We start from the raw sequence: 12,207 nt of genomic DNA on the forward strand, positions 1-12,207 counted from the left end.
AGGGCTTGTCGCGCAGTTCCCCGCGCCCCTGAAGGCGTCGTCCTCATCGGTGATGTCACGCCGCGCCGAATGCCGTGAACGCCCAGCCCGTCGCCTGGTGGGTGGCGTCGTTCGGGAGGGCTCTGCGGGCGTCCCTCAGGGCCTCGGCCAGGGAGAGGCCCGCGCTGAGGCCCTTGTGGAGGGCGAGCATCAGGGGGACCACCGCCGCGTCGTTCACCGGGGCGCTGCTCGCCACCACGCCCGCGGTGCCCAGCGGCAGCAGGGCGGTGACCAGGCCGAGGAGTTCGTCGGCGCCGACCGAGGCGAGGCGGGCGGTGTCGCAGCTGGAGAGGATGATGCGGTACGGGCTGCGGTCGAGCCGCTCGAAGTCGTGCACGATCAGCGGGCCGTCCGCCATCCGCAGGGAGGAGAACAGCGGGGCGTCCGCGCGGAAGGTGCCGTGCGCGGCGATGTGCGCGAGCGCCGCGCCGTCGAGTTCCTCCAGGACTCGCGGCACACGCGCCTCGTGGTGCTCCAGGACCCGCGGCACGGGCGCCTCGTCGTGCTCCGGCACCCACGGCCCCCGCACCTCGTCGTGTCCCCGTACCGGCGTCGGCCTGCCGTAGCGGTCGGCCAGGTCCGGGACCTCCGCGCCGCCCGAGGCCAGGCCGGGGCCGCGTACCAGGACGTGACGGCCGTCCGGCGGCGGCTCGGTCTCCCGGGCGCGCAGCCAGCTGCTCGCCGACGGCGACACGCTCAGCACCCGCTCCCGCAGTGACGGCAGCAGCGCCCACGGCACCCGGTGCAGCCGCGCGGGCGGCACCACGACGACGGGTCCGCCGCCCAGCCGCTCCGCGGCCCGGCCGAGCAGCAGCTCCTCCAGACGGCGCCCCATCTCCTCCACCACCGGCAGCCGGTGCTCCGCCCCGGGGTGGGCCAGCCGCCGCAGCGCCGCCTGGACGTGCTCGGCCTCCGACTCCGCCGCGGCGAGGCGGCCCGCCTCGAACCGCCGCACCCGCCCCTGCCCGCACAGCAGCACGTGCACCTGGCCGTCCAGCACGGCCAGCTCCACCAGCTGGGTGTCGCCGAGCCGGGCCAGCAGCCGGTCCACGTCGAACCGGTCCCCGCCGCCGGGCGCGTCACCGCGTATGTGCAGGGTGCGGGAGCGGATCTCCCGTTCCAGCCGCCGCTGTTCGCGCTCCAGGGCCGGAACGGGCCGCGCCTCCATGCGGGCCTCCTCCGCCCGGGCCGCGATGGTCCGGAACGCGGTCAGCGAGGTGAGCAGCGCCGGGTCGGCCGGGGGCCGGGTCGGCGGCGCGGAGAGCACGGTCGCCCGCCACCGCTCGCTCCACACCAGCAGCCGTCGCGGCCCGCCCCGCGCCCGGCTCGCCTCCTGCGCCAGCGCCGCCAGCTCCGCGCCCTGCTCGGTGGCGCGGGCCCGCAGCTCCGAGGCGCCCAGCGTCATCCGGTGGTCGTCCAGCACGTCCAGACCGCGGCGGCACGCCTCCAGGACCCCGCGCCGCGAACCCGCCGCCCGTGCCCGCAGCGCCTGCGCCGCCCAGCCCGTCAGCCGCGCCAGCGGCGGCCCGCTGTGCCTGCTGCGGGCGGCCACCCCCAGATGCCGCTCGGCGTCCGCCGTCCAGCCCAGGCCCAGCGCGATCCGGCCCGCGAGCAGCGACGCCTCCGGCGCGGCCGGGGCGCCGAACGCGGCGAGTTCCTCGGCGACCTGCGCCGCGTCCGCGACCAGCCGCCCCGAGCTGCGCCCGGCGGCCACCCGCGCCTCGATCAGCACCAGCCGGGCGTGCGTCCCCCACCAGGTCCGCCGCTGCGCCGCGAACAGCCGCACGGCGAGCGCGGCGCGCGCTATCGCGGTGTGCGGGTCGCCCGCGAGCCGGGCCGCGCGGGCGGCGGCGAGCAGCAGCTCCGCCTTGCGGGTGGACTGCCCGCCGATCCCGTCCAGGACCGCGATCGCCGCGTCCGCCTCCGCCAGCGCCTCCGGCGCCAGATTGGCCGCCATCAGCACCTCGCAGCGCCGGATGTTCAGCATGAACGTCGGCGTGCCCAGCTTGGCGTACCGCTTCTCCGCCTCGTCGAGCAGCCGCAGCGCCGCCGGGATGTCACCGGAGCGGAACGCGGCGAGGCCCCGGCTCTCCACCGCGTCGGCCTTGTCGTGCTCCTGCCCGGTGGTGTCCCACAGCGCCTCCGCGGCGGTGAAGTCGGCGTCGGCCCGGTCCACCGCGCCCAGCGCCAGGTGCACGGTCGCCCGCAGTGTCAGCGCCCGCGCCACCCAGATGACGTCGTCCTCCTGACGCAGGACGGGAATCGCCCGCCGGACGTCCTCCAGTGCCTGCGGATGCTGGCCGAGCACCCACCAGGCGTACGCCCGGCGGTACAGCACGCGCGCGCGGGTGTGCCCGCTGCCGCGCCGCACGCCCCGCTCGAACGCGGCCAGGCCCTGCCGGGTGCGGCCCGCGTGGACGAGGGCCACCCCGAGGGTGGCGAGGACGTCCGCCTCCCGTTCGGCGAGGTCCGCGCGGGCGGCCAGGTCGCGGGCCCGGCGCAGATGGCTCAGGGCGAGCCTGAGGTCCCCGAAGTCCCGCTGCCAGATGCCGATCACCTGGTGGGCGACGGAGGCGTGCAGGGGCGGCGGATCGGCGCCGAGCAGGCGTTCCGCCTCCGCCAGAGCGGCGTTCGGGGCGGCGAACACCCTCGGCAGCAGTCCGAGTACCGAGTCGCTTCCCGCTGTCACCCTCCGGATGGTAGTGGCCGCGGAACCGAGCCACACCGGTTCGGGTCTGTATCAAGCAGCCCGCACCGGGCTCTGTCTGAAGACCGCCACCTCAGTGGGAGGACACCCATGGCACCACAGCGATTCCGCGAGCAGTTCGGCCACATCCAGCGCTCGATGCCCGACGTCCCCCTGGCGATGGGACCCGACGACTCCGCGGAGTTCCTCTACGAGAAGGGTGTCGTCCTCGTCCGCGACGGCGAGGACGCGGCGCTGGTCGAGGACGCGGTCCGCACGTACTTCACCGACACCCCCGACCTCGACCCGGAGCCCGTGCGCCGGGTCAGCCCGCGCGCCGACCGCACCGGCGTCACCCGCATCCGGGTCGGCGACCCGGGCCGGAGCGGCGCCCAGGACGACCCGGCGGTGGCCCACGCGCTGCGCGCGGTACGGGAGCGGGCGGGCCGGGCCCGGCGCCGACTGGTCAGCCGGAACCACGTCATCCACATCGCGCCGGTCAACGCCTGCCCCGGCGACGAGCCGGTGCCCGCGCCGCGCGCGGACGGCACCAACCCCGCGCCCGCGCCGGGCGTGGCGCACGATCCGGCCACCGCGGTCGGCGTCCTGGTCATCGACACGGGCCTGCTGCACGACTACCAGTCCTGGCCCCAGCTCGCCCACGTCGACGGGGACATGGCGGTCCAGGAGACCGACGCGGACGGGATGCTGAAGCAGTACGTCGGCCACGGCACCTTCATCGCCGGGGTCGTCTCCGCCGTCGCCCCCAACACGAACGTCACCGTCCTCGGCACCCTGAGCGACGTCGGCGCCATGCTGGAGTCCGACTTCGGCGCCGCGCTCTTCGAGAGCGTCGACCGGCACGGCTGGCCCGACCTCATCAGCCTCTCCGCGGGCACCACCAACGGCGGCCTCGACGGGCTCCTCGGCATGGACGCCTTCATGGCCGAACTGCGCGAGCAGCGCACCCTGCTGGTCGCCGCGGCCGGGAACAACGGCAGCTCCACGCCGTTCTGGCCGGCCGCCTACGCCAGCCAGCCCGACCACGCCGACAGCGTGCTCTCGGTCGGCGCGCTGCGCGGCGACGGCGAGTACGGCGCCTGCTTCACCAACCACGGCTCCTGGGTACGGGTCTACGCCCCCGGCGAGCGCCTCACCAGCTCCCTCACCGGCTTCGACACCCCGGCCCCGTACGTCTACCAGCACTCCACCTACGACGCCTGCCGCTACGGCTTCGGGTACGCCTGCACCTGCCAGGAACCCAGCCACAGCGGGGTGCTGAGCGACGACGGCGCGACGGCCAAGCCGGACCAGGTGATGTTCGAGGGCCTCGCCCACTGGAGCGGCACGTCCTTCGCGACGCCGGTGGTGGCCGGTCTGGTCGCCGACCTGATGGTCAGCGCCGGACAGCGCGACCCGCGCGCCGCCGCCCGGCAACTGCTGGCGCAGGCCGCCGAGTTCGCGGAGGTGCGGGGGGCGCACGTACCGGCGCTCAGACCGCCCACCTGGAGCCCGGTGCCCGTGCGGTCCTCCACGGCGTCCGTATGAGGCCGAGATGAGGTCGGAGACATGCCCCGCCACGGCGTACGATGACTTGCCGTACTCAAGGGGTGGGGCCGTGGACCGTGCAGATGTCGGCGCGCTCGTCCAGTCCGCCGTCGACGGAGACGCGGCGGCCTGGAAAGCGCTGGTGGAAGGGTTGAGCCCGCTGGTGTGGTCGGTGGTGCGCGCACACCGGCTCTCGGACGCCGACGCGCACGAGGTGTACCAGACCGTGTGGTTCCGCTTCGCCCAGCACCTCGGGCGGATCCGGGAACCCGACAAGACCGGCTCCTGGCTGGCGAGCACCGCGCGCCACGAGAGCCTGAAGGTGATCCGGAGTTCGCGGCGGCTGACGCCCACGGACGATCCGCAGCTGCTCGACCGGGTCAGCGAGGACCGTACGCCGGAGCAGTCGCTGCTCGACTCCGAGGAGGCCGCCGCCCAGTCCGAGCGGATCCGGCGGATGTGGCAGGAGTTCGAGGAACTCGGGGAGCGCTGCCGCCAGTTGCTGCGGGTGCTGATGTCCTCACCGCCGCCCAGCTACCAGGAGGTGTCCAGCGCGCTGGGCATCGCCGTAGGGAGCATCGGCCCGCTGCGGCAGCGCTGTCTGCGACGGCTGCGGGCCCGACTCGACGCACGGGGAGTGCTGTGAACCGCGACGACGACCACGGATACGACGACGAGGAGTTCGGCGCCGGTCTGCTGGAGGAGGAGCTGCGCCGTGCCGCCGCCATCTTCGACCCGGTACCGCCCGAGCTGCGGCGCACCGCCGTCGAGGCGTTCACCCTGCACGACCTCGACGCCCGGCTCGCCGAGCTGACCTTCGACTCGCTGATCGACGCCATCCCGGTGCGCGGGGTGGCCGACCCGCCGCGGATGCTGACCTTCCGCACGGGAGAGCTGACCGTGGACGTGGAGGTGACGGCCGAGGGCCTGATGGGTCAGGTGCTGCCGCCGCAGCCCGTCCGGATCGAGGTGCTCGGCGGGGCCCGGGTGGCGGTGCCGCCCGCGCTCACCGCCGACGACATGGGCCGCTTCACCAGTGACACCCCGCCCGCCGGTCCGTTCGCGCTGCGGCTGCGCACCGGTGGGGACGTGGTCGTCACGGAGTGGCTGCGGGCCTGATCACCAGGCGCAGGGCAGGGTCCGCGGCCCGCGGATCATCGTCCGGCGCCGCCAGTCGACCTCCTCGGCGGGGACCGCGAGCCGCAGTCCGGGCATCCGGTCGAGCAGGGTGTCGAGGAGGAGTTCGGTCAGCGTGCGGGCCAGGACGGCGCCGGTGCAGTAGTGCGGGCCGTTGCCGAACGCCAGGTGCGGGTTCGGGCTGCGGTCGGGGTCGATCCGGTCGGGGTCCGGGAACACGTCCGGGTCCCGGTTGGCGGCTAGGTAGGAGACGTACACCGGGTCACCCGCGCGGATGAGCGTCCCGTGCAGTTCGACGTCCTCCAGGGCGATCCGGGCCAGCCCCACCGAGCTGCGGTGCGGGATGTGGCGCAGCAGTTCGTCGAGGACGGGGCCGCGGTCGTCGGGCCGCTCCCGCATCCGGGACATCAGCTCCGGGCGGGTCAGCAGCAGGTACAGCATCTGGCCGCAGTTGTGGGTGACGGCCTCGCCGCCGATCTGGAGCGGACCGGCGAGGCCGACCGCCTCCTCCTCGCTCATCTCACCGCGCCCGACCGCGGCGCCGAGCAGCGCGTACACGTCGTCGCCGGTGCTGGCGCGGCGGGCCCGGACGGTCTCGGTGATCCAGGCGTACAGGCCGTCCTTGGCGCGTCCGGCGGCCTCGGCGCCGCCGGAGGTGGAGATGATCGTCCGGGTCCAGGCGTGCACCCGCTCCCGCTCCTCCTCGGGCACCCCCATCACCTCGCTGACGACGGCGATCGGGAACGGTTCGAGGACCCGCTCCACCAGGTCGGCGGGCGGCCCGTCGCGCAGCACCCCGGCCACCAGCCCGTCCAGCACCGTCTGCGCCCGGGGCCGCAGCCGTTTCACGGCGCCCACCGTGAAGGCGCCCGCGACGGGCCTGCGGAGCCGGTTGTGGTCGGGCTGGTCGGCGAAGGCGAGCGATCCCGGCCGGGGCTTGAAGTGCGGCGCCATCCGGGTGACCTGCCGCCGCGGCACCTCGGCCCGGCCGAACCGCGGATCGTTGGTGATCAGCCGGACGTCGTCGTAGCGGGTGGCCAGCCAGGCCCAGCCCTCGCCGTGCGGCAGCCGGATCCGGGTCAGCGGGCCCTCGCGCATCAGCTCGGCGAGGACCGGGTCGAACCGGGTCCCCTCCAGGTCCAGCGCGGGCCAGTCCCGCACCGGGGGCGGGGCCTGGCCGGTCAGTGTGGTGCTCTCCTCGGTCATTCCCCCACCCTCACCGCCCGCCGCCCGCCTGTCGCGCGGGAGTGCTCCGGCCGGGCCCCCGGGGCCCTAGCCGACCGCCCCCACGGCGTCCACGAGCCGCGCCAGTGCCGTCGCGAGCCCGGTGAGCCCGTCCCCGGCCGGGCCGCCGGGCTCGGTCATGTAGACGTCCCGGCGGATCTCCACCATCAGCGCGGACACGCGCGGGTCGGTCCCGTGGAACTCCAGCGGCACGTACGTCCCGGCGAACGGGCTGTCGAGCCCGGTCTCCCCGCACGCCGCGAACGCCTCCCGGGCCGCGTCGAGCAGCTCGGGCGGCGTGTGGAAGGCGTCCGTGCCGAGGCAGACCGGCGGGCGCGGGCCGGTGCCGTGCAGCTCGTAGGGGAGCGGGTCGGTGGGGTAGGAGTGCACGTCGACGACCACGGCCCGCCCGGTCGCCGCGAGCCGGTCCGCGACGGCGTCTGACATGGCGCGGGCGTACGGGTGGAAGTACCGCTCGACCAGCGGCGCCGGGTCGAAACCGGCCGGTCGCAGCACGTCCTCGTGGGTGGTGCGCGTGTAGACGGCGCCCATGCCCACGGCGAGCATCTCCTCCCGCTCGTCCGGGAACCGCTCCGGGTCGACGACCAGCCGCGACAGCCGGTTCACGAACCGCCACGGCGCCACCCGCGCCGTCTCGGCCGCCCCCGCCGCGAGCTCGGCGGTGTGCGCGTCGGTGATGTGGTCCAGCTCCCGCGCCAGCTCCGCGTCACCGAGCACGATGTCCGCGCGCACGGCGGGCGGTATCTCCCGCGCGGAGTGCGGCACGTGCAGGATCAGCGGCGAGTCGGCGGCGCCGGGCAGCAGCTCGAAGGACGGGGCGGACAGGGGCACGGGGCGGCTCCGGGGGGCGTTGTCAGTGGCGTGCGGCAGGCCGTACGACGACGGGCCGCCCGGCGTGGGAACGGGCTCCGCCCCGCCCGGAGGGGTACGCCGGACGGGGCGGAGGGCCGGTGGGGGACCGGCGCGTCAGCTCAGGGACGCGAGGATCCCGTTCCAGGTGGCCGACGGGCGCATCACCGCGGCGGCCCTGGCCGGGTCGGGCTGGTAGTAGCCGCCGATGTCGGCGGGCTTGCCCTGGACGGCGAGCAGCTCCTCGACGATCTTCTGCTCGTTGGCGGTGAGCGTCTCGGCGAGCGGCGCGAACGCCTTCGCCAGGTCGGCGTCGTCGGTCTGCGCGGCCAGCTCCTGCGCCCAGTACAGGGACAGGTAGAAGTGGCTGCCGCGGTTGTCGATGCCGCCGACGCGCCGGGTCGGGGACTTGTCCTCGTTGAGGAAGGTCGCCGTGGCGCGGTCCAGGGCGGCGGCGAGGACCTTGGCCTTGGCGTTGCCGGTGGTCTCGGCGTACTGCTCCAGGGACGGCACCAGGGCGAAGAACTCACCGAGGGAGTCCCAGCGCAGGTAGTCCTCCTTCACCAGCTGCTGGACGTGCTTGGGGGCGGAGCCGCCCGCGCCCGTCTCGAACAGGCCGCCGCCCGCCATCAGCGGGACGACCGACAGCATCTTGGCGCTGGTGCCCAGCTCCAGGATGGGGAAGAGGTCGGTCAGGTAGTCGCGGAGCACGTTGCCGGTGACGGAGATGGTGTTCTCACCGCGGCGGATGCGCTCCACGGACAGCTTGGTCGCCTCCACCGGGTTGAGGATCCGGATGTCCAGGCCCTCGGTGTCGTGCTCCGGCAGGTACTGCTCGACCTTGGCGATCAGGTTGGCGTCGTGGGCGCGGGTGGCGTCCAGCCAGAACACGGCCGGGTCGCCGGTGGCGCGGGCGCGGGTCACGGCGAGCTTGACCCAGTCCCGGATCGGGGCGTCCTTGGTCTGGCAGGCACGGAAGATGTCACCGGCCTCCACGGGCTGCTCGATCAGGACGGCGCCGGAGGCGTCGACCAGGCGGACGGTGCCCGCGGCCGGGATCTCGAAGGTCTTGTCGTGGGAGCCGTACTCCTCGGCCTTCTGCGCCATCAGGCCGACGTTCGGCACGGAGCCCATGGTCGACGGGTCGAAGGCGCCGTTCGCGCGGCAGTCCTCGATGACGGCCTGGTAGACACCGGCGTAGCTGGAGTCCGGGATGACCGCGAGGGTGTCGTGCTCCTGGCCGTCCGGGCCCCACATGTGGCCGGAGGTGCGGATCATGGCGGGCATCGAGGCGTCCACGATGACGTCCGAGGGCACGTGCAGGTTGGTGATGCCCTTGTCGGAGTCGACCATCGCCAGCGCCGGGCCCTCGGCGATCTCGGCCTCGAAGGACGCCTTGATCTCGGCGCCCTCCGGCAGCCCCTCCAGGCCCTTGAGGATGCCGCCCAGACCGTCGTTCGGGCTGAGTCCGGCGGCGGCGAGGACGGCGCCGTGGCGGGCGAAGGTCTTGGGGAAGAAGGCGCGCACCACGTGGCCGAAGATGATCGGGTCGGAGACCTTCATCATCGTGGCCTTCAGGTGCACGGAGAACAGCACGTCCTCGGCCTTGGCCTGCGCGACCTGCGTGGTGAGGAACTCGCGCAGCTTCGCGGCCCGCAGCACGGCGGCGTCGACGACCTCGCCGGCGAGCACCGGCACGGACTCGCGCAGGACGGTCGTGTTGCCGTCGGCGCCGACCAGCTCGATGCGGAGCGTGCCGTCCGCCTCGATGACGACGGACTTCTCGGTGGAGCGGAAGTCGTTCTCCCCCATGGTCACCACGTTGGTCCTGGACTCGGGGGTCCAGGCGCCCATGCGGTGCGGGTGGGTCCTGGCGTAGTTCTTCACCGAGGCGGGGGCGCGGCGGTCGGAGTTGCCCTCGCGCAGCACCGGGTTGACCGCGGAGCCCTTGACCTTGTCGTAGCGGGCGCGGATGTCGCGCTCCTCGTCGGTCTTCGGCTCGTCGGGGTAGTCCGGCAGCGCGTAGCCCTGCGCCTGAAGCTCGGCGACGGCGGCCTTGAGCTGCGGGATGGACGCCGAGATGTTCGGCAGCTTGATGATGTTGGCGGCGGGCGTCTTGGCCAGCTCGCCCAGCTCGGTGAGGGCGTCCGGGACGCGCTGGTCCTCGGTGAGGTACTCCGGGAACACCGCGATGATGCGCCCCGCCAGCGAGATGTCCCGGGTCGTCACGGCGACACCCGCCTGCGAGGCGTACGCCTGGACCACCGGCAGGAGGGAATACGTCGCCAGGGCCGGGGCCTCGTCAGTGTGTGTGTAGATGATGGTCGAGTCAGTCACCGGGTGCTCCGCTCCACGTCTGCAACATTGCTCGACATCAAGATATCTCGTGCCGGGGGATCCCGGGGCACGGGGCTGGCACGCGGTGCCGTGATCTTCGCGAGCGCGCCCCGGGAACCCCTCGGCGGTCGGCCGCCGCGCCGCGCTACTGCCGGGGCGCCCGGCTCTCCCGCTGGTGCGGGATGAGGGTCTCCTGCGCCTGGAGGACCTGGGGCAGGCCCGCGCCGTCCTGGTGCAGGGCGACCGTGCGGGTCGGGGCGGGGATGCGGATGCCCTCCTCACGGAAGCGCTTGTGCAGCCGCTTGATGAACTCGTGCTTGATCCGGTACTGGTCGCTGAACTCGCCGACGCCCAGGATCACCGTGAAGCCGATGCGGGAGTCCCCGAAGGTGTGGAAGCGGACGGCGGGCTCGTGGTCCGGGACGGCGCCGGTGATCTCGGTCATGACCTCCGTGACCACCTCGGCGGTCACCTGCTCCACCTGCTCCAGGTCGCTGTCGTAGCCGACGCCGACCTGCACCAGGATGGTGAGCTGCCGCTCGGGGCGCATGTAGTTGGTCATGTTGGTCTTCGCGAGCTGGCCGTTGGGGATCACGACCAGGTTGTTGGAGAGCGCCCGCACGGTCGTCTGCCGCCAGTTGATGTCCTCGACGTAGCCCTCCTCACCGCTGCTCAGCCGGATGTAGTCACCGGGCTGGACGGTCTTGGAGGCCAGGATGTGGACGCCCGCGAACAGGTTGGCCAGCGTGTCCTGGAGGGCCAGCGCCACCGCCAGACCGCCGACGCCGAGGGCGGTCAGCAGCGGCGCTATGGAGATCCCCAGGGTCTGCAGGACCACCAGGAAGCCGATGGCCAGGACCAGGATGCGGGTGATGTTGACGAAGATCGTCGCCGACCCGGCCACCCCGGACCTGGACTGCGTCACCGTCTGCACCAGACCGGCGACGATCCGCGCCGCCGTCACCGTCGCCACGAAGATCAGCAGCACGGTCAGCACCTGGTTGGTGTGGTGCTGGACCGTCCTGGTCAGCGGCAGCACCGCCGCCGCGGACGCCGCGCCGCCCGCGATCGCCGCCCACGGCAGGAGGGTGCGCAGGGCGCCCACGAGGACGTCGTCGCCCTCCCAGCGGGTGCGCTTGGCGTGCTTGGCCAGCCAGCGCGTCAGCACCCGCAGCAGGAACGCCGTCAGCAGTCCCGCCGCCAGGGCGATCCCGGCGACGACCAGGTCGTGCATGGTGACCGCTCGGTTCACCGGGTACCTCCGGGCGTACAGCGTGCGGCGAAGTCGTTCGCCGACGGCCGGATGTGAGATCTCGTCACGTCGTCACCTGCTCGATACTGCGGGATTGCGGGGGTGTGCGCCATAGGGCGGTCCGATACCGCGGCGCGACCGCTCATCCTGCCGCATCCCGCGGGGGTGTTCGCACCAGGCCGGGGCCCCGGTCGCGCGCGGACTTCCCACAGGACGACCGCTCCTGGCCCGCCGCCCGGCCCGCGGCGCCGGGGCGTGCGACCCTGGCCGCGGAGGGTGAACGATCACGTCCCGAGCCCAAGGAGCCCGACATGGCCAAGCAACCCGACGACGGCGCGGGGGAGTCGCCCGTCGCGGTGGTGACCGGCGCCAACCGCGGCATCGGCTACGAGGTCGTACGGCAGCTCGCCCAGCGCGGCCACCGCGTCGTCCTCGGCTCCCGAGACCTGGCCAGGGGCGAGGCCGCCGCCGCCCGCCTCGACCCGGGCGGCACCCGCGTCACCGCCGTCCAGCTCGACGTCGCCGACGACGCGAGCGTGGCCGCCATGGCCGACCGGGTCACCCGCGAGCTGGGCCGCGCCGACGTGCTGGTGAACAACGCCGCGATCCTGTACGACACCTGGGCGCGGGCCGGGACCGCCGACCTGGACGAGGTGAAGCGGGCCCTGGAGACCAACCTGTTCGGCGCCTGGCGGACCACCCAGGCCCTGCTGCCGCTGCTGCGCCGCAGTCCGCACCCGCGCGTGGTCAACGTCAGCAGCGAGGCCGGAGCCCTCCACTGGATGAGCGGCGGCACCCCCGCCTACAGCGTCTCCAAGGCCGCCCTGAACGCGCTCACCCGGCTGCTCTCCGGGGAACTCGGCGGTCGCCACCGCGTCCTGGTCAACGCGGTCTGCCCCGGCTGGACGGCCACCGACATGGGCGGCGGCGGACGCCCGGTGCCCGAGGGCGCGGCGGGAGTGGTCTGGGCGGCCACCCTGCCCGACGACGGCCCGACGGGCGGCTTCTTCCGGGACGGCAAGCCGGTGGCCTGGTGAGCGACGCGGAGCCTCGGGGCGTGCGCTCACCAGCCGGGAGCGATACGGCCTTGACCCCAACCTCGGTCGAGGTCCTA

Annotated in this window: 9 protein-coding genes; 4 read left to right on the forward strand and 5 right to left on the reverse strand. The window is 74.1% G+C overall.

The window, feature by feature from the left end:
* Nucleotides 1-55: 55 nt before the first annotated feature.
* Nucleotides 56-2,728, reverse strand: a complete 2,673-nt coding sequence (locus tag ABZ659_RS15780; protein ID WP_360219094.1) for a CHAT domain-containing tetratricopeptide repeat protein — start codon at nucleotides 2,726-2,728, stop codon at nucleotides 56-58.
* A gap of 108 nt (nucleotides 2,729-2,836) precedes the next feature.
* Between ABZ659_RS15780 and ABZ659_RS15785 the strand changes: the two genes are divergently transcribed.
* The 3 genes from ABZ659_RS15785 to ABZ659_RS15795 are packed head-to-tail and all read left to right on the forward strand — an operon-like array spanning nucleotide 2,837 to nucleotide 5,392.
* Nucleotides 2,837-4,273 (forward strand): S8/S53 family peptidase, encoded by a 1,437-nt coding sequence (locus ABZ659_RS15785; RefSeq protein WP_360219097.1) that lies wholly within the window; start codon nucleotides 2,837-2,839, stop codon nucleotides 4,271-4,273.
* A 7-nt stretch (nucleotides 4,274-4,280) separates the two neighbouring features.
* Nucleotides 4,281-4,919 (forward strand): sigma-70 family RNA polymerase sigma factor, encoded by a 639-nt coding sequence (locus tag ABZ659_RS15790; protein ID WP_360219100.1) that lies wholly within the window; start codon nucleotides 4,281-4,283, stop codon nucleotides 4,917-4,919.
* On the forward strand, nucleotides 4,916-5,392 hold the full coding sequence (locus ABZ659_RS15795; protein ID WP_360219103.1) for a hypothetical protein: 477 nt from the start codon (nucleotides 4,916-4,918) through the stop codon (nucleotides 5,390-5,392). The genes ABZ659_RS15790 and ABZ659_RS15795 overlap by 4 nt, the downstream gene beginning before the upstream one ends.
* Here the strand turns inward: ABZ659_RS15795 and ABZ659_RS15800 are convergent, their stop codons facing one another.
* The 4 genes from ABZ659_RS15800 to ABZ659_RS15815 all read right to left on the reverse strand — a co-directional run bounded on the left by ABZ659_RS15800 (nucleotide 5,393) and on the right by ABZ659_RS15815 (nucleotide 11,093).
* Nucleotides 5,393-6,616, reverse strand: coding sequence for a cytochrome P450 (locus ABZ659_RS15800; protein WP_360219106.1), 1,224 nt, complete (start codon nucleotides 6,614-6,616; stop codon nucleotides 5,393-5,395). It lies immediately after the preceding gene.
* A 66-nt stretch (nucleotides 6,617-6,682) separates the two neighbouring features.
* Nucleotides 6,683-7,486: an N-formylglutamate amidohydrolase gene (locus tag ABZ659_RS15805; protein WP_360219109.1), complete on the reverse strand. Its 804-nt coding sequence runs from the start codon at nucleotides 7,484-7,486 to the stop codon at nucleotides 6,683-6,685.
* Between the two features lie 135 nt (nucleotides 7,487-7,621).
* Complete coding sequence (locus ABZ659_RS15810; RefSeq protein ID WP_360219112.1) at nucleotides 7,622-9,841, reverse strand: NADP-dependent isocitrate dehydrogenase; 2,220 nt, start codon at nucleotides 9,839-9,841, stop codon at nucleotides 7,622-7,624.
* 145 nt (nucleotides 9,842-9,986) lie between these two features.
* Complete coding sequence (locus tag ABZ659_RS15815) at nucleotides 9,987-11,093, reverse strand: mechanosensitive ion channel family protein (RefSeq protein ID WP_360219115.1); 1,107 nt, start codon at nucleotides 11,091-11,093, stop codon at nucleotides 9,987-9,989.
* Nucleotides 11,094-11,404: 311 nt separating this feature from the next.
* Between ABZ659_RS15815 and ABZ659_RS15820 the strand changes: the two genes are divergently transcribed.
* On the forward strand, nucleotides 11,405-12,130 hold the full coding sequence (locus tag ABZ659_RS15820) for an SDR family oxidoreductase (RefSeq protein ID WP_360219118.1): 726 nt from the start codon (nucleotides 11,405-11,407) through the stop codon (nucleotides 12,128-12,130).
* Nucleotides 12,131-12,207 lie beyond the last annotated feature (77 nt).

The organism is Streptomyces sp. NPDC006997 (assembly GCF_040635175.1).
Lineage (GTDB): Bacteria > Actinomycetota > Actinomycetes > Streptomycetales > Streptomycetaceae > Streptomyces.